The organism is Burkholderia sp. Ac-20384 (assembly GCF_017104605.1).
In the GTDB taxonomy this organism is placed as follows: domain Bacteria; phylum Pseudomonadota; class Gammaproteobacteria; order Burkholderiales; family Burkholderiaceae; genus Burkholderia; species Burkholderia lata.
Window position 1 is genome coordinate 1 of record NZ_JAAGPE010000006.1, and the last position, 26,450, is coordinate 26,450.

26 protein-coding genes are annotated in these 26,450 nt (G+C 65.8%); 9 read left to right on the forward strand and 17 right to left on the reverse strand.

The window, feature by feature from the left end:
* Positions 1-39: 39 nt before the first annotated feature.
* From G3O00_RS02405 to G3O00_RS02445, 9 genes are all read right to left on the reverse strand, one after another.
* Positions 40-972 (reverse strand): family 2A encapsulin nanocompartment shell protein, encoded by a 933-nt coding sequence (locus tag G3O00_RS02405; protein WP_006479760.1) that lies wholly within the window; start codon positions 970-972, stop codon positions 40-42.
* Positions 973-1,110: 138 nt separating this feature from the next.
* Entirely contained in the window at positions 1,111-1,332 is a 222-nt protein-coding gene (locus G3O00_RS02410; protein WP_011356215.1) for a helix-turn-helix transcriptional regulator, read from the reverse strand.
* A gap of 8 nt (positions 1,333-1,340) precedes the next feature.
* Positions 1,341-2,279: a serine O-acetyltransferase EpsC gene (gene epsC, locus G3O00_RS02415; RefSeq protein WP_011356216.1), complete on the reverse strand. Its 939-nt coding sequence runs from the start codon at positions 2,277-2,279 to the stop codon at positions 1,341-1,343.
* Between the two features lie 28 nt (positions 2,280-2,307).
* A complete protein-coding gene (locus G3O00_RS02420; protein WP_174932258.1) occupies positions 2,308-2,778 on the reverse strand; it encodes a rhodanese-like domain-containing protein in 471 nt (156 codons plus the stop codon).
* Between the two features lie 427 nt (positions 2,779-3,205).
* Positions 3,206-4,606 carry an amidase family protein gene (locus G3O00_RS02425; protein WP_206141919.1) on the reverse strand — a complete coding sequence of 467 codons (1,401 nt, stop codon included), beginning with the start codon at positions 4,604-4,606 and terminating at the stop codon, positions 3,206-3,208.
* Positions 4,607-4,682: 76 nt separating this feature from the next.
* Positions 4,683-5,474: an alpha/beta hydrolase gene (locus tag G3O00_RS02430; RefSeq protein ID WP_206141920.1), complete on the reverse strand. Its 792-nt coding sequence runs from the start codon at positions 5,472-5,474 to the stop codon at positions 4,683-4,685.
* A gap of 84 nt (positions 5,475-5,558) precedes the next feature.
* Positions 5,559-5,903, reverse strand: coding sequence for a DUF4148 domain-containing protein (locus G3O00_RS02435; protein ID WP_206141921.1), 345 nt, complete (start codon positions 5,901-5,903; stop codon positions 5,559-5,561).
* 305 nt (positions 5,904-6,208) lie between these two features.
* The gene (locus G3O00_RS02440; protein WP_206141922.1) at positions 6,209-6,760 is read right to left on the reverse strand and encodes a cytochrome P460 family protein; all 552 of its coding nucleotides are present in this window, start codon (positions 6,758-6,760) and stop codon (positions 6,209-6,211) included.
* The gene (locus G3O00_RS02445) at positions 6,760-7,803 is read right to left on the reverse strand and encodes an alpha/beta hydrolase (RefSeq protein ID WP_206141923.1); all 1,044 of its coding nucleotides are present in this window, start codon (positions 7,801-7,803) and stop codon (positions 6,760-6,762) included. Before G3O00_RS02445 ends, G3O00_RS02440 begins: the two co-directional genes overlap by 1 nt.
* A 339-nt stretch (positions 7,804-8,142) precedes the next feature.
* On the opposite strand from G3O00_RS02445, the gene G3O00_RS02450 reads away from it, so the two are divergent.
* Positions 8,143-8,547, forward strand: coding sequence for a hypothetical protein (locus tag G3O00_RS02450; protein WP_206141924.1), 405 nt, complete (start codon positions 8,143-8,145; stop codon positions 8,545-8,547).
* 19 nt (positions 8,548-8,566) lie between these two features.
* On the opposite strand, the gene G3O00_RS02455 is transcribed toward G3O00_RS02450, so the two are convergent.
* From G3O00_RS02455 to G3O00_RS02485, 7 genes are all read right to left on the reverse strand, one after another.
* Positions 8,567-8,821, reverse strand: coding sequence for a hypothetical protein (locus G3O00_RS02455; protein WP_089443285.1), 255 nt, complete (start codon positions 8,819-8,821; stop codon positions 8,567-8,569).
* A 28-nt stretch (positions 8,822-8,849) separates the two neighbouring features.
* Positions 8,850-10,028: an acetate/propionate family kinase gene (locus G3O00_RS02460; protein ID WP_206141925.1), complete on the reverse strand. Its 1,179-nt coding sequence runs from the start codon at positions 10,026-10,028 to the stop codon at positions 8,850-8,852.
* Between the two features lie 4 nt (positions 10,029-10,032).
* A complete protein-coding gene (locus tag G3O00_RS02465; protein ID WP_206141926.1) occupies positions 10,033-10,971 on the reverse strand; it encodes a phosphate acetyltransferase in 939 nt (312 codons plus the stop codon).
* Between the two features lie 18 nt (positions 10,972-10,989).
* Complete coding sequence (locus tag G3O00_RS02470) at positions 10,990-13,338, reverse strand: DUF3141 domain-containing protein (RefSeq protein ID WP_206141927.1); 2,349 nt, start codon at positions 13,336-13,338, stop codon at positions 10,990-10,992.
* Positions 13,339-13,398: 60 nt separating this feature from the next.
* Positions 13,399-14,163: an enoyl-ACP reductase FabI gene (gene fabI, locus G3O00_RS02475; protein ID WP_206141969.1), complete on the reverse strand. Its 765-nt coding sequence runs from the start codon at positions 14,161-14,163 to the stop codon at positions 13,399-13,401.
* Positions 14,164-14,628: 465 nt separating this feature from the next.
* Complete coding sequence (locus G3O00_RS02480) at positions 14,629-14,970, reverse strand: DUF4286 family protein (RefSeq protein ID WP_206141928.1); 342 nt, start codon at positions 14,968-14,970, stop codon at positions 14,629-14,631.
* 41 nt (positions 14,971-15,011) lie between these two features.
* A complete protein-coding gene (locus G3O00_RS02485) occupies positions 15,012-16,433 on the reverse strand; it encodes an MmgE/PrpD family protein (protein ID WP_174932246.1) in 1,422 nt (473 codons plus the stop codon).
* A 182-nt stretch (positions 16,434-16,615) separates the two neighbouring features.
* Between G3O00_RS02485 and G3O00_RS02490 the strand changes: the two genes are divergently transcribed.
* The 8 genes from G3O00_RS02490 (at position 16,616) to G3O00_RS02525 (ending at position 24,861) form a co-directional block, all read left to right on the forward strand.
* The gene (locus G3O00_RS02490; RefSeq protein WP_254602383.1) at positions 16,616-17,506 is read left to right on the forward strand and encodes a LysR family transcriptional regulator; all 891 of its coding nucleotides are present in this window, start codon (positions 16,616-16,618) and stop codon (positions 17,504-17,506) included.
* A 568-nt stretch (positions 17,507-18,074) separates the two neighbouring features.
* A complete protein-coding gene (locus G3O00_RS02495; RefSeq protein ID WP_206141929.1) occupies positions 18,075-18,962 on the forward strand; it encodes a CoA ester lyase in 888 nt (295 codons plus the stop codon).
* 32 nt (positions 18,963-18,994) lie between these two features.
* Entirely contained in the window at positions 18,995-19,456 is a 462-nt protein-coding gene (locus G3O00_RS02500; protein ID WP_174932243.1) for a MaoC family dehydratase, read from the forward strand.
* Positions 19,457-19,478: 22 nt separating this feature from the next.
* Entirely contained in the window at positions 19,479-20,645 is a 1,167-nt protein-coding gene (locus G3O00_RS02505; RefSeq protein WP_206141930.1) for an acyl-CoA dehydrogenase family protein, read from the forward strand.
* Positions 20,646-20,775: 130 nt separating this feature from the next.
* Positions 20,776-22,014 carry a CaiB/BaiF CoA-transferase family protein gene (locus tag G3O00_RS02510; RefSeq protein ID WP_206141931.1) on the forward strand — a complete coding sequence of 413 codons (1,239 nt, stop codon included), beginning with the start codon at positions 20,776-20,778 and terminating at the stop codon, positions 22,012-22,014.
* A gap of 1 nt (position 22,015) precedes the next feature.
* Positions 22,016-23,182: a CaiB/BaiF CoA-transferase family protein gene (locus G3O00_RS02515; protein ID WP_206141932.1), complete on the forward strand. Its 1,167-nt coding sequence runs from the start codon at positions 22,016-22,018 to the stop codon at positions 23,180-23,182.
* A gap of 13 nt (positions 23,183-23,195) precedes the next feature.
* Positions 23,196-23,387 (forward strand): hypothetical protein, encoded by a 192-nt coding sequence (locus G3O00_RS02520; RefSeq protein WP_206141933.1) that lies wholly within the window; start codon positions 23,196-23,198, stop codon positions 23,385-23,387.
* A 79-nt stretch (positions 23,388-23,466) separates the two neighbouring features.
* On the forward strand, positions 23,467-24,861 hold the full coding sequence (locus G3O00_RS02525; protein ID WP_206141934.1) for an MFS transporter: 1,395 nt from the start codon (positions 23,467-23,469) through the stop codon (positions 24,859-24,861).
* 198 nt (positions 24,862-25,059) lie between these two features.
* Here the strand turns inward: G3O00_RS02525 and G3O00_RS02530 are convergent, their stop codons facing one another.
* Complete coding sequence (locus G3O00_RS02530; protein ID WP_206141935.1) at positions 25,060-26,337, reverse strand: epoxide hydrolase; 1,278 nt, start codon at positions 26,335-26,337, stop codon at positions 25,060-25,062.
* Between the last annotated feature and the right edge of the window lie 113 nt (positions 26,338-26,450).

The following is a 26,450-nucleotide window of genomic DNA, read 5'->3' on the forward strand; positions in this document are numbered from 1 at the left end:
TGCGGCAGCGCGTGCGCGTCGCCGCCGGCCAGGCCGGGATTAACGGTAGGTGTCGGGATAGTCATGGAACTTGGCGATTTCGACGTCATCGAGGACAGCCAGCGCATCCGGCGAATGGACCGCGAGCGAGCAATACAGCGAGATCAGGTACGACGCGATCGCCTGGTTGTTGATCCCCATGAAGCGCACCGACAGGCCCGGGCCCTGCTCGCCCGCGACGCCCGGCTGATAGAGGCCGACCACGCCCTGGCGCTTGTCGCCGACGCGCAGCAGCAGGATCTTGGTCTTGCCGTCCGCGACCGGCACCTTGTCCGACGGGATCAGCGGGATGCCGCGCCACGTGAGGAACTGCGACCCGAACAGGCTGACCGTCGGCGGCGGCACACCGCGCCGCGTGCATTCGCGGCCGAATGCGGCAATTGCGAGCGGGTGCGTGAGGAAGAATGCGGGCTCCTTCCACACCTTGGTCAGCAGCTCGTCGAGATCGTCCGGCGTCGGCGCACCCGTCAGCGGGAAGATCCGCTGCTCGTCGGTCACGTTGGCGAGCAGCCCGTAGTCGGGGTTGTTGATCAGCTGGCTTTCCTGCAGCTCCTTGATCGTCTCGATCGTCAGGCGCAGCTGTTCCTTGATCTGGTCATGAGGACTGCTGTAAAGATCGGAGATCCGCGTATGCACGTCGAGCACCGTGCTCACCGCGTTCAGGAAATACTCGCGCGGCTGTTCCTCGTACGGCACGAAGGTCTGCGGCAGCACGCTTTCGTCCTCGAGCTGCGTGCACGCGGCGCGCACGGCTTCCGGGTTCTTCACCTGGTTCAGGCGATAGATGCCGGCCTCGACCGGCACCCATTGCAGCAGGTGGGTCAGCCAGCGCGGCGTGATCGTGGAAAGCTGGGGGACGGTCTTGGTAGCGTTCGCTAGTTGGCGGGCGGCGTGATCGCTCAGCGCGGCCGTGCCGCTTGCAACGGTCGACATGTGTGGCTCCGGGTTCTTTAGATGAAAAACGGGATTGCTTATGACGCTCGGTGATTATCGGAAGCACGCACCTGCCGGCTCAACATGCTATAGCCGTCATGTCGCGTGCAACCGAAGGGGAAATGGAACGGGGCAGCCTCAGGTGACGTACGCGCCCGGCAGCAGCGTCGAGATCGACACGTCGAACGCGCGCGCGATCTTGTCGGCGGTGACGATCGATGCGATCGCCTCGCCGCGCTCGATCTCGCCGACATACGAGCGGTTCAACCCCGCATGCTCGGCCAGTTGCTCCTGCGACCACGTGCGCGCTTCGCGCAGCTTGCGCACGTTGGCGCCGAAGTGATGGATGAGGTCGCTCATCGCGCCTCCTAGGCGACACGCGCGGCCGCGCGCGGTGCGGTGTTCGCTTCGCTGCGCAGCACGGCCTGCGTGATGTTCGCGCCGGCCGGCACGTCCTGCGTGAGCCACACGTTGCCGCCGATCACCGCGCCGCGCCCGATCGTCACGCGGCCGAGGATCGTTGCGCCCGCATAGATCACGACGTCGTCCTCGACGATCGGATGGCGTGCCAGCCCCTTCTCCAGGTGGCCTGCCGCATCGCGCGGAAAGCGCTTCGCGCCGAGCGTGACGGCCTGGTACACGCGCACGCGCTCGCCGATGATCGCCGTCTCGCCGATCACGACGCCCGTGCCGTGATCGATGAAGAAACCCGCGCCGATGCGTGCGCCCGGATGAATGTCGATGCCCGTCTCCGCATGCGCCTGCTCGGCGATGATCCGCGCGAGCAGCGGCAAGCCGAGCCCGTACAGCTCGTGCGCGAGCCGGTGGTGGATCATCGCGAGGATGCCCGGGTAGCACAGCAGCACCTCGTCGACACTGCCCGCCGCCGGATCGCCGTGGAAGGCGGCCAGCACGTCGCTGTCGAGCAGCCGGCGAATCTCGGGCAAGCGCGCGGCAAATGCCTGCACGGCCGTCGACGCCACGTCATCGACGCGATCGACCGGCCCGTCGGCATTGCGCTGTCGCGCCGCGTAGCGCAATTCCAGCTTCACCTGCGCGAGCAGCGCATTCAGTGCCGCGTCGAGCGCATGGGCCACGTGAAAATTCTCGCTCTCCTGGCGCAGGTCGGGCGGCCCGAGTCGCATCGGGAACAGCACGCCCTTCAGCGCGCCGATGATCTGCGCGAGCGCCTCGCGCGCCGGCAAGTCGCGCCCGCCCGGTTCGAGGGAGCGCCGCTGCTTCTCGCGCCATGCGCGGCGCACGGTCTGCAGCGATTGAACGATGTCGTCGATGTCGAATGCGGCCATGCTGCTTTCTCCCTGTAACGGCCGTGAATCAGTCCTGTGCCCACGGCAGGCCGCGAAAACGCCAGCCGTTGCTGCCGCCGCGATGCTGCCGCTCGTCGAGGTCGCCCTCGAACCCTTCGAGCACGTTGAATACCTGCGTAAAGCCCCCCTTCGTCGCCGCCTCGGCCGCCTGCGCCGAGCGGTTGCCGCTGCGGCACAACAGCAACACGACGGCCGTCTTGCCCGTCTTCGCTTCCAGTTCGCGCACGAAGCGCGGGTTGCGCGTCAGGCTCGTGCCCGTTGCCCACGGCACGTGCAGCGACTCCGGCACGTGGCCGACGAATTTCCGTTCCTCGGCCGTGCGTACGTCCACCAGCAATGCGTCGCCGGACGAGAACAACGCCCACGCCGCTTCCGGCGCGACGCCGCCCGCATAGGGCGAGCCGGCCGCTGCCGCCGCTGCGCGCGCGTCTTCGAGCGCCTGCTGCGCAGCGGTTCGTTCTTCCAATGCAACCGTCATGACACTTCCTTGTTTTCGTTGATTCGTATGATCAAAAAACACCGGGAAAGCGGCCGATGCAGCTTGCGTGCTGTCTATAGCCGTCAGCGCCACTATGCGAGCGCGGCCGGGCAAGCAGAACCAATAAAAATTCATTTCCTAATCAGCGGCGCGGGGAATGCAATAGCAGACGCGCGCTATCGGGGCGGGTTCGCCGGCGAGCAGGACGGGAAGAATGGTGACCGTTCGATGTCACACATCGAAGGACTTTGAAAGGTATCGAGGGAGACGATCAACGCGCCGTACAGCGCGTTGCAACGGAATCCGAAATGGAATGCATGCACGGGCGCGCATGCAGGGGCGACTGATGAAATCCGGCGGGCTCGTGGAATGCATCGGCACGATGCCCGACGGGCATTGCCGATGCATTCGCCTGTCCGTCAACCGGTTACTGCACCGGGTCGACCGGCGCGACCGGCACGCCGCGCGCTTCGATATCGCGCCCCGCCAGCAGGCACAGATCCTCGCGGTGATGCGCGGCCACCACCTGCACGCCGACCGGTACGCCGTGCACGAGTGAAGTCGTGACAGCCAACCCCGGCAGCCCCATCGCTGGCAGCGCGCGCAACGTGAGCTGCGCTTCCCACACGCGATCGAACCCGCCCTGCCCTTGCCGGTCGAGATCATCCGGAAACGGCAGCTCCGACGACACCGGCAGCAGCACGACCGCATAGTCGTCAAGGAACAGCCGCCACTGCCGCGTCAGCGTCGTGCGCCGGACGAGCGCGCGGCTGATCACGTCGGCCGGCAAATCGCGCACCTTGCCGCGCACCGCTTCGACCACGGCGGCCGCACCCGGATCGCCGTCTTTCAAGACCGCGTTCGTCAATGCGTCGAATCCATCGCCGAGCCAGAGTTGCTCCTGCAACAGTGCCGCTTCGCGCATCGGCGGCGTGTCGTCGATCTCGTCGACGGTCCAGCCGGCATCGATCAACCGCCGTGCGGCATCGCGCAACGCGGCCTCGACTTCGGGCACGACCTGCAAGCCACCCGGCCGCACGCACAGCGCCGCGCGCTTCGGCACCTCGCGCCCGTCGAACGGCACCGCCACGTGCCACGGATCGCGCGGGTCCGGCGCGGCGAACGCGCGCAGCGCGAGCGAGAGATCGTCGATCGTGCGAGCAATCGGCCCCGCCGTCGACATCAGCTGCGCGCCGATCGCCCGCTCGGGTGATGACGCATTGAACGCCGGCACACGTCCGAGCGACGGCCGGATCCCGTGCACGCCGCACGCGTAGGCCGGATACCGCACCGAGCCGCCGATGTCGGTGCCGATGGCAAGCGGGCCGATCCCGGCGGCCACGGCTGCCGCCGCGCCGCCGCTCGATCCGCCCGGCGTCAGCGATGGATTGCGCGGATTACGCGTGTGGCCATGCACGAGATTCGACGTGAACCAGCGCAACGCGAACGTCGGCGAGTTGGTGCGGCCGAGCAGGACTCCGCCGGCCTTTCTGATATTGCCGACCACCGGGCTGTCGGCGTGCGCGATCAGCTGCTCCTGCAGGCGCGTGCCGTTGGTCGTCGCGAAACCCGCCTGGTCGACATTGATCTTCACGGTAACGGGCACGCCCGCGAGCGGCCCCGGATCGTCGCCGCGCGCGATCGCGCGATCGACTTCGTCGGCCTGCCGCCGTACCTCGTCGGGCCGGTGTTCGATCACCGCATTGATCGCCGGATTCACCGCATCGAGACGATCGAGCACCGCGTCGGCCACTTCGCGCGCGGATACCTCACGATGCCGCACGCGTTTCGCGAGTTCGGTTGCCGGCAGTTGCCAGAGTTGCGTCATGACTTCTCCTTTTGGAAGGACATCACAATCACTCGTGGCGCCGCGCTGCCCCACGAACGCGCGGCGCCATGTTCACTCACTGCGTATCCTGCTTCGCGCGTTCGGCGGCTGCGATGATCGCGTCGGCCACGGCCTTCGGCTGGCTCAGCATCGACACATGGCTGCCGTTCACGCGCGTGACCGTCGCGCCGATCCGCTTCGCCATCGCTTCCTGCAGCGTCGGGTCGATCATCTTGTCCTGCGTCGCGACGACGAACGTCGACGGCTTCGCGTGCCACGCGGCCTGCGTGACCTTCTCCGAGATGCAACCGCTATACCATGGCCCCTGGGTCGCCGCAACGATGCGCTGCTGCACAGGCGGCAGATCCGGTGCGAAATCCTGCGCGATCGCCTTGTCCGACAGCGTCGCGAAGCCGCCCGCATCCTTGCGCAGCTCGCCGGCCCACGCGGGCGCCGGCAGCCCCTGTGTGACGTCGGCGATCGACTGACCGTTGTCGGGTGCAAACGCGGCGACGTACACGAGCGACTTCACCTTGTCGTCGTTGCCCGCCTCGCTGATCACGACGCCAGCCCACGAATGGCCGACCAGCACGACCGGCCCCTTCTGTGCGTCGACCGTGCGCTTCGTTGCGGCCGCATCGTCGGCGAGCGAACTCAGCGGATTCTGCACCGACACCACGTGCAGCCCGCGCGCCTCGAGCAGCGGAATCACGCGATTCCAGCTCGACCCGTCGGCGAACGCACCGTGCACGAGCACGACGTTCGTGCCCTTCAGATCTTCTTTCGGCGCGGCCTGTGCCGCCACCGCACCGAACAGTCCGCCGATCACCGCGGCGGATACCAGAACGCGTTTCATCGAACCTACCATCGTCATGCTCCTGTCTGTGTCGTGTTATTCAAATGAGGTGCTGCGTGGGCGACCGCGCCTCGATACCGCAGGCGCGGCACCGGATCACGAATGCGCGTACAGGTCGTCGGCGGCATTCCGTGCGGAACGCGACTGGGCCGCATCGCGATGGCTGGCAGGCGTCGACGCATCGGCCACGTTGTCGTCTTGCGACTTCGACGGGCCGTTCTGATCGGAACGCGCGACCTGCTGCGCGGCGACGGCGTTCTCTGCGGCCGCGATATCGCTCGGGTAGTTCGCTTCGCTGGTGGCCGGGCTGTAGCCGGCCTTCTCCAGGCGGACGAGTTCGGCGCGCACGTCGGCACGCGTGAGGCCGTGGACGGTATCGGCGAACGACAAGGCGGGGATGGCGGCGAGGACGGCAACGGCGAGGATTCGAGCGGCTTTCATGAGGGTTCTCCTTGAGAGAGGTAGGTCAGTCGATCATTCGGCATCCGATCCAGATCGTCTGGCATCGAACGTTTCCTGCATGTCGACAGTAGAACCCGCGCACGTATCTGCCATGTTTCCGAAACCGGGGCTTTCTGCATGCCAGTTTTTCAGGAGCGGCCGCAGATACAGTGCGATACAAACCCGCCTACCGCGTCGGCGCACTGGCGCGCTCTGCCGAGGGGCTCCCCAAAAGCGCACCCACCATGAAAAAAGGCGTGCCACGCATGGCACGCCTTTCCGTCGAACCCGTCACACCACGCACGTCACGGCGCAAGCCGCGTGAACACGTAGTCGTGGTTCTTCACACGCGCCTGGTGGCACGCAAAGCACGTCTGATGCTGGCCGATATCGGCCGGCACGCCGTTGATGAAGCGCCCGAAGCCCCAGCCGCCCGTCGATGCATAGCGGCGCGAGTCCTTCACCATCACCTGCACGGTCGTCGCCTGGCCCGGCACCGTCGCCGGCGCGAACTCGTCGGACTGCTTGCGCTTGTAAGCGAGCTTCACGAGGATCGTGCCGTCCGGGAATGGCAGCGTCGCCTGTTCGAGCGCACGGATCGCGACGGGGTTGCCGAGCACCACGCGCAGTTCATCGAGCGGCGCAGCCTCCTCGGCCGGCGCGACCATTTCCCACTTCCGGTAGCCGGGCGGAATCGTCACGCCGTAGATCGGCGAAGTGGCGGCGCCGGCCGGTTTCGGCTGCTCCGCGAACGCGGCCGGACCGCTGGCCACCCATGCACCGGCCAGCAGCACGCCGGCGACGAACGCCCGGCGCGCGCCGCGCCGCACCACGCCCACACTCACGCGTGCCCGCATCACAGATGCTCCACTTGCAGGATCGCATCCGCGAACGCCTGCGGCGCTTCCTGCGGCAGGTTGTGGCCGATGCCGCCGGTGATCGTCCGGTGCTGGTACTTGCCCGTGAACTTCTTCGCGTACGCGGCCGGTTCCGGATGCGGCGCACCGTTCGCGTCGCCTTCCATCGTGATCGTCGGCACGGTGATCGCGGGCCCGGCGGCAAGGCGCCGCTCGATGTCGTCGTATTGCGCCTCGCCCTTCGCGAGCCCGAGACGCCAGCGATAGTTGTGGATCACGACGGCCACGTGATCGGGGTTCTGGAACGACGCGGCCGAGCGGGCATAGGTTTCGTCGGAGAACTGCCACTTCGGCGACGCGAGTTGCCAGATCAGCTTGTTGAACGCATCGCGGTTCGCCGCGTAGCCCAGCGCGCCGCGCTCGGTCGTGAAGTAGAACTGATACCACCACTGGAACTCGGCCTGCGGCGGCAGCGGTTTGCGGTTCGCCTCCTGGCTGCCGATCAGGTAGCCGCTCACCGATACCAGCGCCTTCACGCGCTGCGGCCACAGCGCCGCGATGATGTCGGCCGTGCGCGCGCCCCAGTCGTAGCCGCCGAACACCGCGCGGTCGATCTTCAGCGCGTCCATCAGCGCGATGATGTCGACGGCCGTCACGGCCTGCTGGCCGTTGCGCACCGTGTCGGCCGAGCGGAACGTCGTCGACCCGTAGCCGCGCAGGTACGGCACGATCACGCGATAGCCGGCCGCGACGAGCAGCGGCGCGACTTCCGCATAGCTGTAGATGTCGTACGGCCAGCCGTGCAGCAGGAACACGACGGGGCCGTTCTTCGGCCCGAGGTCCGCATACCCGACGTTGAGCACGCCCGCGTCGATCTGGTGAATCGTGCCCAGCGACGCGACGCCGGCCGAACGCTTCGCAGGCGAGGCATCGGGCGCCGACTGCGCATGCGCGAGGGCGCTGAAGCCGAGGTCGGCGAGGCTCAGGCTGGCCAGCGTCGTACCGAGGATCAGGCGGCGGCGGGTGTTCACGGTTTCAGGCATGACTCGTTCTCCATTGTCGATCGCTACGAAAGGGGCCCGCGGCACAGGCGGGCGCTCGGGAATCGGCGTTCTCGGCGGCGGCGATGGCACCGCGCCGCCGTGTGAATCGCTTCACCGGATTTATACCCGAGCCCTCGGGAGGCTTTGTATCCCAACGTATCTGTGCGTGTACATGACACACGGCGATTCAAAAATCGTGCTGGAGACGCGTATTGGCGGTGGGCCGCATGCCCCGTGCCGACGTGCCTCATCGACGACGTGGGCACGTGCTGCCTCTCGCTTCGGCACCGGAACGCGGCGATACTACGTCGCTTGTGCTGACAATCCGCTCGATTTCAGGTGATCGATTTGACCGACACAGACGAACAGAACGCTCCCGTACGACAGGCCGGCGCGAACAGGCCGCCGCTCTGGCTCGCGACCATCCTGACCGTGTCCGGACTTGCGGCACTTTTGCTCGCGTGGTTCTCCGGATACTCAACCGCGTACTGCGACACGCTTGGCGACGCCCTGGTCTGGGTCGTGTTTTTCACGGCGGCTGTCGTTTTTGCCGCCTTCAGGGACTACTGGCATGTCTTTCCGGTCGGACTGATTGCCTGCATCGCACTCGCCGCGGTCGTCCGGCGATTCCAGCCCGTCAAGGTAACGTGGCTTCGATTCTTGATCGCGCTGCTTTGCGTCTATGGCGCCATGGCACTTTTCACGTGGCTGAGAGACGTGCACGGCGCATGCCGGATTATCTGACGCCGACGCGAGAAGCCGCTCACACCTTCCGATCCGGCAGGATATGCGCACGGATCGACCGCCCCCGCCACGACAGGTGATCGATCCGCGCGCGCAGCGTGTAGAGCGCCACCGACGACAGCGTACTGAACCTGAGCAGCGCGATCGGGTCGCCGATCCCCGCCGGCACGCGCTCGATCGAATCGAACAGTGGAAATCCATACCGTGTCAGGAACGCGCCGACCTCGTCGTCGCGTGCGTGTTCTTCGACATTGATCAGCAACAGTTCGGCCATCGCGGCTCCTTTCTTGATTCGACCGCCGTCACCGGATCAGCCGGCGCGTATGGTGCGCGATCATCAGTTCTTCGTTGGTCGGGATCACCCACACCGGTACGCGACTCGACGACGTCGTGACCAGCGGCCCGCCCATGTTGTTCGCTTCGACATCGATCTCGACGCCGAGCCACGCCGCACGGCGCATCACCCCTTCGCGAATCGGCGCCGCGTGCTCGCCGATCCCCGCCGTGAAGACAATGGCGTCGATGCCCTCCATCGCGGCGGCCAGCGACCCGAGTTCGCGCGCAATCCGGTAGATGTACAGCTCGATCGCAAAGCGCGCGTGCGGATCGTCGCTCGCGAGCAGGGTGCGCATGTCGCTCGATATGCCGGACACCCCGAGCAGCCCGGAACGCCGATAGATCAGATCCTCGACGGCGCGCACGTCCATCCCGAGTTCTTCCATCAGGAACAGCACGACGCCCGGGTCCAGGTTGCCGCAACGCGTGCCCATCGGCAGCCCGTCGACGGCGGTGAACCCCATCGTGCTCGCGACGCTCTTGCCCGCGACGAGCGCACACATGCTCGCGCCGTTGCCGAGGTGAGCGACGACCGTGCGCCCGCGCGCCGCCGGTGGCGCGACGTCGGGCAGCACGCTCGCGATGTACTCGTACGAGAGCCCGTGGAAGCCGTAGCGGCGCACGCCCTGGCTGGTGATCGATTCGGGCAGCGCGAACGCCTGGGTCACCGCAGGCTGCGTGCGGTGGAACGCCGTGTCGAAGCAGGCCACCTGCTCGATACCGGGCTGCACCGTTTCGAGGATGCGAATCGGCGTCAGGTTGTGCGGTTGATGCAGCGGCGCGAGCGGCGTGAGCTTGTCCAGCTCGGCCACGATCTCGGGCGTGACGCGCACCGGGCCGCTGAAACGCTGCCCGCCGTGCACGACGCGATGGCCCACCGCCGCGAGACGGTGCCCTTCCTGATGAGCTTCCAGGAACGCGGCAATCTGCTCGAGCCCTTCGTGATGGCCGAACGACTCGCCGCCAGCCCATTGCTGCTCGTGACGTTCCGCGTGACGGTCGACGGCGCTGAAGTGCGCGGTGGCCGTGTACAACCCGTCGACCTGGCCATGCACGATCAGCCCGAGCGTGTCGCCCTGCACGTCGAATGCGGAAAACTTGATGCTCGACGAGCCGGCGTTCAACACCAGAATCACGTCTGCCATGGTGTCACCCCGCGTGCGTGGCCGCTTCACGCTGCACGTTCGCGACGAGCATCGCGACCGCGCATGAAGCGAGCCGGGTGATCAACGAATCGGCGCGACTCGTCAGGATGATCGGCACGCGCGCGCCGAGCACGATCCCCGCCGCGTCCGCGCCGGCCAGGAACGACAGGCTCTTCGCGAGCATGTTGCCCGCTTCGAGGTCCGGCACCATCAGCACGTTCGCATGCCCGGCCACCGGCGAATCGATCTGCTTGATGCGCGCGGCCTCGGGATCGATCGCGTTGTCGAGCGCGAGCGGGCCGTCGACGAGCGCGCCGGTAATCTGCCGCCGATCCACCATCTTGCACAGCGCGGCGGCTTCGAGCGTCGACGGCACTTTCGGGTTGACCGTCTCCATCGCCGACAGGATCGCCACATAAACCTGCGGAAACGCCAGCGCATGCGCAAGATCGATCGCGTTCTGCAGGATGTCGACCTTTTCCGCGAGCGTCGGCGCGATATTGATCGCCGCGTCGGTCACGATCAGCGGATCGGCATGCGCGGGCACGTCCATGACGAAGCAATGGCTGATGCGCCGGCCGGTGCGCAACCCGGCATCGTGACGCACGACTTCAGCCATGAGCTCGTCGGTGTGCAGGCTGCCCTTCATCAGCGCGGACGCCCGCCCGTCGCGCACGAGCCGCACCGCCGCCGCGGCCGATGCCTCGCTGTACGGCGCATCGACGATCTCGTAATCGCCGATCGACAGCCCGCACGCCGTGGCGGTCGCTTCGATCCGTGCACGCGGGCCGACCAGGATCGGTTCGATCAGCCGCTTGCGCGCCGCCTCCAGCGCCCCCTCGAGCGAGCTTCGGTCGCACGGATGCACGACGGCCGTCGGCATCGGCGCCAGGGTCTGACAGTGTTCGATGAGGCGGTGATATTTCTCGTGTCTGGTTTCCATCACATTCCTTGCTGTCCGTCACTGCACACGATCGAGGGCCGCCACCGGCCCCTTGGCCGGCCGCTTCGCGGGCGGTGCGCCCAGCACCGCGCGGATGCGTTGCAAGGCCGCCCACTGTTGCTCGCTCACCGACGCGCCTTGCACGCGCGGATCGCCCAGCAGCTTGTCCAGCAACGTCAGCAGCCGCTGGCGATCCTCCGGCCGGGCAAGCAAGGCCGGCAGCGTGGCGACAGCCTGTTGCGGCGCGTACGTCGCGATGATTTCCTGCTCGCCATAGATGCGCCGCCACTGGTCGGGCGGCAGGTCCGGCAGATACTCGGCGTAGGTTTCGGCGAGTTCACGCTCGGTCGCCAGCTGCGCCAGCGGAAACGGCTCGCCGCTGCGCTCGAGCATGAACGCCGCGCGCGCCACCGCTTCGGTGTAGCCGCCGCGATCGATCGATGCGAGCGCATCCTTCACGAACGGCAGGTCGCGTGGGTCCGTCACCGCCGGCGAAGCGGCATGATGGTCGCGATACTGCTCCGCGAAATGCAGCATGAACGGCTGCGTGTACAGCGTGAAGAACAGCGACTCGGTGCTCGCATCGCGCATCGCGCGGAAAAAATCGAGCGACGCGCTGACGACGTCCGAGCCACGGCGTTCGAGCTTGCGCCACGGCTCGATATCGTCGGCCGGCGGGCGGTTCGCCTTGACCGTGTCGGCGGCCGGCTTCAGCCAGCCAAGCCACGGGTTCAGGTCGGAAAATGCCCAGCGCTGAAAACGCAGCGGATGAAAATCGCGCAACAGGCGGGCCGTGGTTTCGTTCGAGGCCTGCTGCACGAACGGCTGCATGAACAGTTCATACGCGCGCTGCGTGAATTCGGACAGCTCGGCGACGGCCTCGAACGCATGTTCGTCCTTGCGCCCGAAACGGTTGAAGTGTTGCGCGATCTCTTCGAGACGGTGCTCGGCGAAGGTGACCTCGTAGGCGACCTTACCGTCGGCGCCTTTCACCTCCTCGATCGACATCGCATAGAGGCCCGGCGGCAGCGTTTCGACGGCATCCAGCACGCTGACGATCTGCGCATGCTCCTTCTTCGCGACCTTGCCCGACACGAAGATTCCGAGATGCCCCACATCCTCTTCCACCAACCCGATGATCACCTGCCCGCGCGACTTGATCTCCTCCGTGCTGCCGTAGATGTCCGCGACCCAGTTGAACGCCTGCTGCGGCGGCGTGATGTTGTCGCCCATCGACGCGAACAGGATGATCGGCGAGCGGATCTCGCGCAGGTCGAACGCCTTGCCCGCCCCGTCCCGCACCTCGCCGGACCAGAGCTTGTTGCCGATGAACAGGTTGCGCGTGATCCACTCGATCTCTTCGCGGTTCATCAGGTAGTAGCCGCCCCACCAGCGTTCGAACTCGAGGAAGCGCGGCGGCTCGGTGTCGATGTTGTCGTACACGTGGTAATACTTGTCCCACAACGTGTTCGCCGGGTTCAGGTTCTCGAAGTTCTGCACGAGATACGCGCCGTCGAACTTGCCGTTGCCGAGATCCGACGAGAACGACGCGAGCCAGGTGCCGCCGAGCAGGCCGCCGGCATAGCGCATCGGATTGTCGCCGGGCCCCTCGCTCCACGCGCCGCTCCAGTACGACATCGGCGCACCGTTGATGACGATCGGGCCCGTGTCGTCCGCCGACGAGCTCGCGAGCATCATCGCGGCCCAGCCGCCCTGGCAGTTTCCGACGATGGCCGGCTTGAGGCTGTCCGGATGCAGCGCCCGCACCTTCCGGACGAACGCCTGTTCCGCCGCACACACGTCGAGAAGCGTCTGGCCGGGCTCGGGCTCCTGGAAGAACACGACGAAGTACACCGGATGCCCCGCGCGCAACGCCACGCCGACCTGCGAATCGTCCTTGAAGCCGCCGATCCCGGGGCCGTGCCCCGCGCGCGGATCGATGATCAGGTAAGGCCGCTTCGCGGCGTCGACGATCACGCCGTCCGGCGGCTGGATGTGAACGAGCGCGTAGTTGACGGGCCGCTCGAACTGCCGGCCGTCGAGCACGACGTCGTAGTCGAAATGCAGCACCGGCTTGAGGCCCTGCGCCGTGCGCTCGACGTATTGCGTGCCGCGCTCGCGCAGCGTGTCCCAGAACAGCACCGAGCGCTGGACGGCGTCGACCGCGTAATGCCATGCGCTCAGCGGCGAAAGAGGTGTGGCGAAGGCGGCCGCACCCGGGTCGTGGCCAGGGCTGTCGCTGCCGTCGAATGCTTCGCTCAACCGTTTCCCGTACTGTTCGAGCGCGTGCTGCGTGCGCTTTTGCAGGACGTGGACGATCTCCGCGGCGATCTCATGACTGCGCGCCAGTTGCGTGGCAGCATCCATAACACTGTTCTCCAGAGGGGCAAGGTGAATCTCGACACATTCGGGAGCGGCCGTCTCGCGTCAGCCGAGCACGTGCATCCCGGCGTCGATGTAGTGAACGCCGCCGGTCATCGCGCGTGCGGCATCGCTGGCGAGAAAGGTGCACAGCGCGCCGACGTCGTCGATGTCGAGCGGCCGGCGCAATGGCGCGCGCCGCGCGGTGTCGTCGAGCAGGTGATCGAAGTTCGGCAGCCCGGAGGCCGCCCGCGTGGCCAATGCACCGGGCGAAACCGCATGCACGCGAATGCCAGCCGGGCCCAGTTCGACGGCCAGGTAGCGAACGGTGGCCTCCAGCGCCGCCTTGACCGGCCCCATCACGCCGTACTCGGCGATGACCTGGTCGGCGCCGATATAGGTCATCGCCATCAGGCTGCCGCCGGAAGTCATCAACGGCTCGGCAAGCTTCGCCATCCTGATGAACGAGTGGCAGGAGGTGTCCATCGCGAGCGCGAACCCTTCCGGCGAACTGTCGACGACCCGCCCGTGCAGGTCGGCCCGCGGGGCGAAGGCCACGGCATGCAGCAGAAAATCGAGGCCGCCCCACTGCTCGCCGATCGTGTCGAACACCGCGCGCATCTGGTCGATCCGGCTGACATCGACGGGCATCGCAATCGCCGGCTTCAACTGCTCCAGCAGCGGCTCGACGTACGGCAACGCGCGGTCGGATTGCCAGGTCACGGCCAGCTCGGCACCCGCTGCGTGAAAGGCGCGCGCACATCCCCAGGCGATGCTCTGCTCGTTCGCCAATCCGACGACGATGCCTCGTTTGCCTTCAAGCGGCCGCATGCCATTGCCGGACACGCGCGACGCGCGCACGTCGTTGTTCGTCATCGCGAAACCTCGGGTCGTATTTTTTCGCCGGGCGAAACGGTGAAAGGGCCGATTGGCCTTTCTGTCGCGAATCATTGTATTGAGGGTTTCAAATCCTCAGATCATTCGTGCGATATATTTTTGATTTTTATCAAAATCGCTTTGAAATCAAATGATTACGATGGAATGTTCCGCCCCGGAAGGACGGATTTCATCGACCTGTCATTCAATCGTGCGCGGAAGTGGCGTCCCGCTTCCGCAGCGCCCAATAAAGCCGCTGCCGTGTCCGCTATCAAGCGATCACTTTGATGGGCGACACCCGCAACAGACAACGCAGCCGCGGTGAATTCACGCGGCTGAGCGAGGGGAATTGAAGTGATCAGCGGCTGCGGCCGCGCGCGCCGCACCACACACCGCACCGACACAAACGATCGCCGCGGCTCAATCGCCCTGCTTCAGGACCACGTCGGTAACGGGTTCGAAGTAGCAGGCATAGCGCACGTCGGCCAACGTATCGCTGATCGGCATCTCGTGCGTGTTGTACCGCGCCTGGATACCGTCCGTGACGACTTGCGGTTCGGCGGCCTCGCACTGATAGAGCGCCATGTATTGCCACGGTTGCGCACCCGATCCCCGCTGTTGTTCCGTGCGCCTGAAGCGTTGAGCGCTCACCACCCCCGGGACACGCAAGACGTCAGGCACATGCTGCTCCGTGTACCAGCGATTGAATGCCGCGTCGCTCCCGGGCGTCGGGTTGGTCAGGACGAGATACGTGAATTTCATGCCGAGTCTCCTTGTCGATGTGTTGTCCGTGCACGGACGGCTTACGCAGCGGCTGGCGCGACCAACGCCATCAACCCGGGCACGTTGCAGTCGCGATCCAGCGCCATCACCGCGTCGACGACGGCATCGGCCCGGTCGCGCGGCATCGCGCCGTCGGCGTTCCGATGAAACTTCGCGACCAGCTCGTCGGTGGAAAGCAGATTCGACGGATCGGGTGACGGGCTTCCCTTCGGATAGAGACGCTCGGCCACGAACGTCTGGCCGCGCGCCGTCACCTCGACCCGTGACGGACGCGCCGACGCATGCGACGACAATTCCTTGAGGTAATCCGGATGCACCCGGTGCCGGACCTTCTTCATCAGGTTCAGCACGGACGGACTGAACACATGTTCGGGATCCTGCCAGTCCCGTCCCGGCGCCAGGCGATGTGCGCCGATGGCCATGCCGTGCGCAATGCTGAACTGGCCGTCATGAACATGCCGGATATCCTGCGTCAGCCACGTCGGCTTCTCGACGAACCCCTCCACGAGCAGGTCGATATGTTCGATTTCGTCAGGCTGGATATCGTTGCGCTCGACGATATCGATCAGGCAGTCGAGCGGCCCGTGCAGGATGCGGCAATGCGGATAGAGCTTGTAGAGTTGCTCGGACACGAAGCCCCATGTCTCGCCCAGGCCCGACGTGATCCGCTCCGGCGCCCAGCGCCGGGTGCCGATGAACCGGGCATAGCCATGCTCCGCGTCGTCCAGCAGCTGGAAGTCGCCCCGGTGGCCCAGCAACCCCATGTTCGCCGCCAGCAGCGCCGACTGCACCAGTGCGGCAGCCATCGTGTACTTGATCGTCGTGCTCGGTGCGTGGTGAAAGAAGGCCATCATCGACTGCACCGGCGAGACGTAACCGGCAATGCTCAACGAATGCGCCAGCAGGTCGGCTGACTGCCGCTGCAACATGCCGATGGCCGCCGTGGCCCCAAAGATCGTACTCGCGAAGCCGAACACTTTCGGGGTGTCGAGCCGGCCGTCTTTCACGTCGCGCAGATAGTCCATGGCCTTGCCGATGCGCCAGGACATTTCATGCGACACCGCGATTGCCCGGATCAGGTCGCGCCCGGAGGCCCCGGTCGTTTCGCCGATGGCCAGCGCACCGGGCAACACATACGGCGTCACGTGACCGGGCGGCACGACGGCATCCATGTCGAGTGCGTTGATCAGTTCTCCGTTGGCGACAGCGGCACCCAGTGCCGCGGCCCGATGCGGCGTGCCGATGATCGTGGCGTGCCCGTGGCCCGCCATCGATCTGCCGTATTCGATGCCGATGTGCCCCTTGGGATGGCTGGCGGCGGCAAGGGCGCATCCGATGGAGTCGAGCACCAGTCGCTTGGCTTCGTCCACGACAGGGGCGGGAATGTCGTCAAATAGCGTGTTGGTGCTAAAGTTCGCCAATTGCTCGACGATCGTAGTCATGGCTGTCTCCGTGATGGATGGCTACTGCCGCGCGCATCCATCGTCTTGGTCATTGGCTGCTATTACATGCGCAAGCTCGCTGACAAGAAAGGCACCCATGCTTATGAAATACATAATCGGCACTTATGTCTTTGTATAGGTCGAGGCAATCCGGGCGTTCGGGCCGCATCGACCTGAACCTCGTGGCGACGCTGCAGGCGATCCTGGATACCGGCAATGCCTCCAAGGCCGCGATCGCGCTCGGCGTGACGCAACCCGCCATCAGCCAGAATCTCCGCCGGCTGCGCGAGCACTTCGGCGACGAGTTGTTCGTGCGGAGCGGCAACATGCTGAAGCCGACGCCACGCATGCTCGCCCTGCAGCCCGTCATTGCGCGCCTGCTTCGCGACCTGGACATGCTCTCGCGCCCGCCGGACGGCTTCGATCCCGCGACGGCCGAACAGGAATTCATCGTCAGCCTGTCCGAGGTGGCAGAGTTTGCCGTGCTGCCGAGCGTCGCGGCCGAGTTTGCGCTGCATGCGCCGCGATGCCGTATCCGCGGGATCCGGGTGCACCACTCCCAGTTGCTGTCGATGCTCGAGCAAGGCGAAGTCGACCTCGCGGCCGGCAGCCTCGCAGGCGCCGCGCCGTCGCTGCGTCAGCAACGGCTCGCCGAACACCGGATGGTGTGCATGGTGTCGGCGCAGGGAAAATGGGCCTCGGCACCGCTCACCCTTCAGGACTATATCGACGGGCGGCATGTCAGCGTACGCCGGATTGCCGACACCACCGACCCGATCTCGGAGCGTCTGCAGGCCACCGGCATTCACCGGAACGCGGTGGCCAGCGTGTCCAGCGATTTCGTCGCGGCCCAGACCGTGGTGAAAACGGATGCGATCTGCACCGTCGGAGAACCGGCCGGCCGGCAGTTGACGGCCCTGTTTCCAGTCCGGTTGCATCCCGTGCCGTTCGAGGTCGGAACCCTCACGTCGCGGATGATCTGGCACGAGCGATTTCAACGCGACGCCAGTCACATCTGGCTGCGCAAGCTGGTCGAGACCGCTTATCGCAATTGGGTGTCGGCGCTGGTCTGACGCACCGAAATCATGTGAAGAAAATTCGGACTACCCCGCTTTAGTCCGGTTGCGCGCACGAAGACCGCATCCATGCGGCTCAACGCGCCCTAAGGCGCTCATGGTGTCGTAGCCGCAACGGCATGCCACCGCGCCGCCTGCGGTGAACGCGCATGCGTGCATCCACGGGTTCTCGCGCCCTGTGCCGAGGGCCGACGGAACATCGGACGCACGACCCCAGGCGCCGTCATCGAAATTCCCCCGAATTCCCTCCGGAAACAGCAAGCGGGACGGCCTGATATCCCGAGCCACCCACCCGTTTGCGCCCCCCTCGTTGTCTCCCCTCATCTCCCGTGCACGCGCCGCGCCATAACTGATGCTTATTTTTTTCATAAGCCTCGATGCCTTTCTTGCTGCCTGACTTGCGAATGTAATAGTCGCAACGACCGATGCGATGGCTGCGGACAAGGCCACCCACCCAGGAGACAGCCCATGCACGTTGCCATCTGCCGACCCGTTCCGACCTTTGAACAGACGTAATAGTCAGGCCCTCGCCTGATGAACGACGATCAATTGGGCATACGCAACCATGTTGACGCAAACGAAACGCATCCGTTCCTTCCTCTTCGTTCCCGGTAACAAGCCGACCTGGATCGAGAAGTCCATCGAATCGAAGGCCGATGCGCTGATCCTCGATCTCGAGGACAGCGTGCCGCCCGCACAGAAAGTCGACGCGCGCGAGATCGTCCGGTCGAAGCTCGCGTGGCTGGCCGAGCAGAAGCAGCGTGTGTGGGTACGCATCAACCGCAGCGCACACCTGTACGACTTCGACGACATCCTCGCGATCGTGAACCCGGCGCTCGAAGGCGTCGTCATTTCGAAGCCCTGCGGCCCGGAGGACATTCACACCGTGTCGTCGATGCTGGCCGAAGCCGAGTACCGCGCGGGCGTCCCGGTCGGCCATACGAAGGTGATCCCGCTGCTGGAAACCGCGCGCGCGTTGCAACTGGCGTACGAGATCGCGCAGCACGAGCGCGTGCCGGCCATCGTCGGTGCCACCGCGAAAAACGCCGACGTGGCACGCGCGCTGAATACCGTGTGGTCGCTCGAAGGCCGCGAAACCCACTACCTGAAATCGCGCGTCGTGATGGCCGCGCGCGCCGCCGGCAAGCTGCCGATCGGCGGCGTGTGGCAGCAGGTGCGCGACCTCGACGGGCTCAGGGTGTCGTCCGCGAACGACCGCCAGCTCGGCATGAGCGGCGAGCTGGTGCTGCATCCGTCGAACGTCGAGATCGTCAACCGCACCTACAGCCCGACCGAAGAGGACGTGGCGTTCTACCAAGGCATGATCGACGCGCTGGACCAGGCCCAGGCCGAAGGGCGCGCATCGTGCATCTACGACGGCGAACACATCGACATCGCCCACGCGAAGACGGCACGCGAAATCATCGCGCTCGCCGAGTCGTTCAATCGCTGATCGCTTCCCGGACACCCAAGGAGACAGAAAAAATGGCAGGCCTTTACTTCGAAGAATTCAAGCCCGGCATGGTGATCGAGCATGCGATCCGCCGCACCGTGACCGAAACGGACAACGTGCTGTTCTCGGCGATGACCTACAACTGCGCGCCGCTGCACATCGATGCCGAATACAGCAAGGACTCGCTCTACGGCCAGCGCCTCGTGAACAGCATGTTCCTGCTCGCGCTGGTGGCCGGCATCACCGTGTACGAAACCACGCTCGGCACGACGCTCGGCAATCTCGGCTTCGGCGAAATCGCGTTTCCGAAGCCGACGTTCCATGGCGACACGATTCGCGTCGAGACCGAGATCCTCGAAACGCGGCTGTCGAAGAGCCGCAACGACTCCGGCATCGTCAAGTTCAAGCACGTGGCGAAGAACCAGCGCGACGAGATCGTGTGCACCGCATTGCGCACCGGCCTGATGCTGCTGCGCCCCGCCAACCACGCCTGAATTCGCCCTACCGGAGAAGACCATGAACTATCAACTCAGCGACGACCAACAGGCGATCGTCGACGCCGCGCAAAAAATCTGCGCGAAGTTTCCGCTCGAATACTGGCGCAACAAGGACAAGCACCACGAATTTCCGCACGAGTTCTTCGACGCGGTCGCGAGCGGCGGCTGGCTCGGCATCTGCATGCCGGAAGAGTTTGGCGGCGCCAACCTGGGCGTGACCGAAGCCGCCCTCTTTCTGCGCGCCGCAGCCGAATGCGGCGGCCAGGCCGCGGCGTCCACCATCCACATGAACATCTTCGGCCTGCAGCCGGTCGTGCATTTCGGCTCGGACGCGCAGAAGAAGGCGTGGCTGCCGCCGTTCACGCGCGGCGAGCACAAGGCTTGCTTCGCGGTGACCGAGCCGGATACCGGCCTCGACACCACGAAGCTGAAGGTCGTCGCAAAGAAGCAGCCCGACGGCAACTACCTGATCTCGGGCAAGAAGGTCTTCATCTCGACCGCGCAAGTGGCCGACCACATGCTGATCCTCGCGCGCACCACGCCGATCGAGCAGGTCAAGAAACACAGCGAAGGGTTGAGCCTGTTCTACACGAAGCTCGACCGCAAATATGTCGACATCCGCGAGATCGACAAGCTCGGCCGCGCGGCGGTCGATACGAACGAACTCTTCATCGACGACCTGCCGGTGTCGAAGGACGAGCTGATCGGCGAGGAAGGCAAGGGCCTGAGCTACATCTTCCACGGGATGAATGCCGAGCGCGTCTTCGTTGCCGCCGAGCAGGTCGGCATGGGCCGCGCCGTACTCAAGATCGCGACGCAATACGCGAAGGATCGCGTCGTGTTCGGTCGCCCGATCGGTCAGAACCAGGGCGTCCAGCATCCGCTGGCCCGCAACTGGGCCGAGCTGGAGGCAGCCAATCACATGATGCTGGCCGCCGCCGAACTCTACGACAAGGGGCTGTCCTGCGGCTCGGAGGCGAACGCCGCGAAGCTGCTGGCGTCCGAGGCCTGCATGCAGGCATGCCAGACCGCGATCCTCACGCACGGCGGCTTCGGCTACGCGAAGGAGTATCACGTCGAGCGGTTCATGCGGGAGGCGTGGATCGGCTACATTGCCCCTGTCACCCCGCAACTCATTCTGTCGAACATCGCCGAGCGCAAGCTCGGATTGCCCAAATCGTACTGACGAGCCGTGAGCCCCCGTCGGTCCGACGATCGACGGGGGCTCACGTTCCAATAGAAAAACCGGTCGAGGACGCGAGCTCGTCGAAGCAGGGACGGGCCTCGGTCGCACACAGGTTTTCCGGAGACAACGTATGTCAGTTACCAAACCATTGGAAGGCATCCGCGTACTCGACCTGACCGTCGCGCTCGCGGGCCCCTATGGCTCCCTGCTGCTCGGCGGCCTGGGCGCCGAGGTCATTCGTGTCGAGTCCCCCGGCGGCGGCGACATCGCGCGCAACAATCCCCCGTACGTCGGCAACGACGGCATCCACTTCGGCGTGAAGAGCGACGACGAAGTGTCGTTGACCACCCTCAACCGCGCACGAAACAAGAAGAGCATCACGCTCGACCTGAAATCCGAACAGGGCCGCGCGCTGTTCATGGAGCTGGTCAAGGAATCGGACGTCGTCATCGAGAACGCCAGCGAAGGCGTCACGGCGCGCCTGGGCGTGGACTACGAGCGCGTTCGACAGGTCAACCCGAAGATCGTCTATGCATCCGTCAAGGCGTTTGGCGAGCCAAGCCCCTACCCGAAGCTCAAGGGCATGGACATCATCGTCCAGGCACTGTCGGGGATCATGGACGTGACTGGGTTCGCCGACGGCCCGCCCACACGCATCGGGATTCCGATGGCCGACATGATCGCGCCGTTGTTCGCGGTGAACGGTATCCTCGCCGCACTGATTCATCGGGGCAGGACGGGCGAAGGGCAGCAGGTGCAGGTATCGATGCTCGATTGCCTCGCATCGCTCGTGGCCGAGGAGCATTTCGACATCTTCCACGCACACGGCTACCCCAAGCGCTCGGGCAATTTCCAGGACCGCCTGGTGCCTTTCGGCGTCTACCGCACGAAAGACGGTCACGTCGCACTCGTCGCGTTCCAGCCCGACTGGTTCCAGAGCCTGACGGAAGCCATGGGACAACCCGAGCTGCTGACCGACCCGCGCTATGCCACGCGCGGCCCGCGCATGACGCACGCAGCAGGGCTGAACACGCTCATCGAAGCATGGACGCAGCAGCACACGAGCGAGGAAGTCATTCGCGAACTGCAGGAAAAGCGCGGCGTTCCCGCCGCGAAAGTGCGCTCGCCCCAGGAGGTGCTGCATGACCCGGCGCTGCGGGAGCGCGGCGCTGTCGTCAAGCTGGAGCACCCTGGCCTCGCCGACGTCGACGCGATGGGCATGGGCCTGCCGATCAAGCTGTCGGGAACGCCCGTACAGTTCGACCAGCCCGCGCAGGCACTCGGCGCCGCCAACGACGAGATCTACCGCGGTCTGCTGAAACGCTCCGAAGCCGAGCTGTCGCAGTTGCGCAATGACGGAGTGATCTGAGATGACCGACACGCGAACCCGCTCCGGTCCGCTCGCGGGCATCAAGGTCGTGGAAATCGCCGGCATCGGCCCCGGGCCGCTGGCCGCGATGTTCCTCGCCGACCTGGGTGCCACCGTGATCCGCGTCGATCGCAAGGAGCCGTCCGGCCTCGGCGCACCGCGCCCGGTGCAATTCGATCTCGGGCTGCGCAACCGCAAGTCGATTCGCGTCGACCTGAAGGATCCGCCCGCCGTCGACATGGTGCTCGACCTGATCACCAACGCCGACGCGCTGATCGAAGGGTTTCGCCCCGGCGTGATGGAACGCCTCGGCCTCGGTCCCGAACCCTGCCTCGCGCGCAACCCGCGCCTCGTCTACGGCCGCGTGACCGGCTGGGGGCAGGATGGCCCGCTGTCGCAGGTGGCCGGACACGACCTGAACTACATCTCGATCACCGGCGCACTGCACGCGATGGGCCGCGCCGGGCAGGCGCCGACGCCGCCGCTCAACGTGCTCGGCGACTATGCGGGCGGCTCACTGTATCTCGCGTTCGGGTTGCTCGCGGGCATTCTCGAAGCGCGTGGCTCCGGCCAGGGCCAGGTGGTAGACGCCGCGATGGTGGACGGTGTCGCGTCGATCATGACGGTGATGATGGGCCTGCATGCGGCCGGCATGCTCGACAAAGCGCGCGGCACCAACCTGGTCGACACCGGTGCGCACTGCTACGAGGTCTACGCCTGCGCGGACGGCAAGTACGTGAGCGTCGGCCCCATCGAAAGCAAGTTCTATCGGCTGCTGCTCGAACAACTCGACCTGCAGGACCACCCGCTGCTGCAGGCGCAGATGGATCGCGCGCAGTGGCCGCAAGCCAAGCAGGTGCTGGCCGAGAAATTCAGGGAACGCACGCGCGACGAATGGGCGCAACGGCTCGGCCACCTCGACGTGTGCGTCGCACCGGTACTCGACTTCGACGAAGCACCGAGCCACCCGCACGCTCAGGCACGCGGCATGTTCGTCGACCTGGACGGCGTGACGCACCCGGCGCCCGGCCCGCGTTTTTCGCGCACGCCGGCCGCGCGCCCCGAGGCGCCTGCGGCGTTGAGTACCGAAAACGCAGTCGTCGCGCTGCGGGACTGGCTGCCGGAAGCACGCATCGACGCGTATCGCGCGCAGGCGGTGTTCATCTGACGACGACGCGTGCGTGACGACCCGGACCGTCGCGCCCGCGCTGGGCCGCGACACCGGCGATCACACATCGCGCGTGTCCGCCGGCGATGCAGGCCATCCGCATGACGGCGGTGCGCGGTGCATCGTCCGGCAACGCGAGCGCATGACCACCGGCTCGAAGAAGCCGCGCTTTACCGGTTTGACGCTGCGTCGAATGACGGCATGAACCCACCGTCTCCCGTGCCGCGTCTCCCGGGTTCGCCAAACAATAGTTAAAACAACTGAATGATGACAACGGAGGAGATATGAAGCATGTCGTGAATGAAGTCCCGCCTGCCGGCGGCCCGAGCGACTCGCCAGCGGTCCGAACCGCGGTTCAAACCGGGCATGACAGCCTGCGCTCGTGGTACATCCTGATCGTTCTGATGCTCGCGTATTCGCTGGCGTACATCGATCGCCAGCTCCTCAACCTGCTCGTCGACCCGATCCGCCATTCGCTGGCGATCTCCGACACCCAGCTCAGTCTCGTTCAGGGCATTGCGTTCATTTCCGCGTACTTGATCGCGTCGCCGCTGTTCGGCCGTCTCGTCGACATCACCAACCGTCGCAACATCCTGCTGATCGGCATCTGTCTGTGGTGCATGTTCACGGCCTTGTGCGGCAAGGCCACGACATTCGAGGGCTTGTTCCTCGCGCGTTTCGGCGTCGGCGCCAGCGAAGCCTGCGTGTTCCCGGTTGCATTGTCGATGATCGCCGACTGCTTTTCGGCCAAGCAGATGCCACGCGCGATGAGTGTCTTCGTCCTCGGCCCGTTGCTCGGCGGGGGGCTCTCGCTCGTCGCCGGCGGCCTCGTCATCTCGTTCGCGCGCGACGTCCACCAGCATATCCCGATGCTCGCCGGATTCGAGACCTGGCAGCTTGCGTTCGTGCTGATCGGGTTGCCGGGCATCCTGTTCGCGTTGCTGGTGTGGCTGACGGTGCGGGAGCCGGTGCGCGGCAAGGTCGCCGGCGGCAGCACGGACGAGCGTCAGTACTCGACCCGCGAATCGTTCGCGTTTCTTTGGGAGCGACGCAGGTTCTACGCGCGCATCCTGCTGGGCGTCGGCATGCTGGCGATCGTCGTGCTCGGCATGCCGGCGTGGATGCCCGCTTACCTGATTCGCGCGCACGGGATGCCCGCGGCACAGGTCGGATTCCGCTTCGGCTTGCTGGTCGTCGGCTTCGGCATCGCGGGCGTGCTGACCGGGCCATGGATTTCCCGCCGGCTCGAAAATCGGGGCTACGAGGATGCGCCGCTGCGTACCGCCGCGATCTCGATGATTCCCATGATGATCTGCTGCGCCAGTATTCCGTTCGCCCCCGGCACGCAGGGCGCGCTGGCGGCAGCGGCCGGCACCGTGTTCTTCTTCAGCCTGCCGACCGGCTGCATGGCCGCGACACTGCAGAACGTCGCACCCAGCCGGATGCGCGGCATCGTCGGGGCGCTCTACTCGTTCTTTGCGCAGTTGATCGGCTTCGGACTCGGACCGACGCTGATTGCGCTCGTCACGGACCGCGTATTCGGCAACCCGAAGATGACCGGCCATTCGATCGGCATCGTCTGCACGATTGCGGCAGCATTGGCCGCGTGGTTGCTGTTCGCGGCGCTGCGGCCCTACCGGCGATTGCTGGCGGAAGGGCGTGGGCACGCAGTGGATTGATGCCATGTGAGCGGCTTCGCGATCTCGTCGAAGCGGCTGGCAGGATTGCGCTCCGCGGTCTCCGGCGTTTCCTGCCAGCGACCAACGAAGCACGGCAGCTCCACGCAAGGACACGCCCACGCGCTCGACACCACGCGCAACACCGACAGCAACGAACGCAGGCCGCACGCCCCCGGCCCGCGTTCGCCACACCCTCGCTTACACGCGCCGCAACGGCCGGAACCCGGCACGCACTTCACGAGCGAACAGTTCCGGCTCCTCCCATGCCGCGAAATGCCCGCCCTTGTCGACTTCGTTGAAGTAGATCAGGTTGTGATAACTGCGCTCGGCCCAGCTGCGCGGCGCCTGGTAGATCTCGCCCGGAAACACCGTGATCGCGGCCGGCAGCGAGATATCCACTGCGTTGAAGTTGTTCGAGTGATCCTCCCAGTAGATCTGCGCGGCGGACGTCGCGGTGTTCGTCAGCCAGTACAGCGAAATGTCGTCGAGAATCTCGTCGCGCGGAATCGAGCGTTCGGGCACACCGCCGCTATACGTCCACTGCGAGATCTTGTCGTACATCCACGCAGCCTGACCCGAAGGCGAATCGGCCAACGCATAACCGACCGTCTGCGGACGCGTGACCATCATCGCCGAGTAGCCGCAGTTGTCGCGATAGAACGTCGCGAGCTTCTCGTACGCGGCCTTCTCCTTCGGCGACAGCGAAGCCGGCGCGGGCGCATCGGTCGCGAGCAGCGTCGCGATATCCGGCGGCACCGTCGCCGGCATGTTCACGTGAATCCCGGCCAGGCCCTGCACGCGCTGCATCGCCATCCGGTGCGAAATCACCGAGCCGCAGTCGCCGCCCTGCGACACGAAGCGCGTATAGCCGAGCCGTGCCATCAGCTCGCCCCACGCACGCGCGATGTGGTCGGAACCCCAGCCGGTCTGCGTCGGCCGGCCCGAGAAGCCGAAGCCCGGCAACGACGGCACGACGACGTGGAACGCATCGTCCGCGCTCGCGCCATGCGCGGTCGGATCGGTCAGCGGACCGATCGCCTTCAGCAACTCGAAGATCGAGCCCGGCCAGCCGTGCGTCATGATCATCGGCATCGCGTTCTCGTGGCGCGATCGAACGTGAATGAAATGAATGTCGAGCCCGTCGATTTCCGTGATGAACATCGGGAAACCGTTCAGGCGCGCCTCGCCCTTGCGCCAGTCGTAATCGCTGCCCCAGTAGCGCAGCAGCGCCTGCATGCGCGCAAGCCGCACGCCTTGCGATTCGTCGGCGACGGTCTCGCGGCCCGGCCAGCGCGTCGCGGCAATGCGGCGGCGCAGGTCGGCCACGGCTTCATCGGGAATGTGCGCGGTGAACGGGCGTATGCCGCTGGCGCCGGTCGCCGCATGCAGCGCGGTGGGCAGCATCGCCGAGACCCCGGCGGCCACGGAGGTGGCCAGCAGGTGGCGACGCATCGGGGAAAACGGTGTGGAAGACATCGTTCGGCATCTCCTTTCGTGAAGTGGAAAGTGAACATGCCGCGCGCGGGAAACGCGCCCAGGCTTTCAATCCGGCGCGCCCTCGTCACGCGGCGTCGCCCATTTGAAAGGTC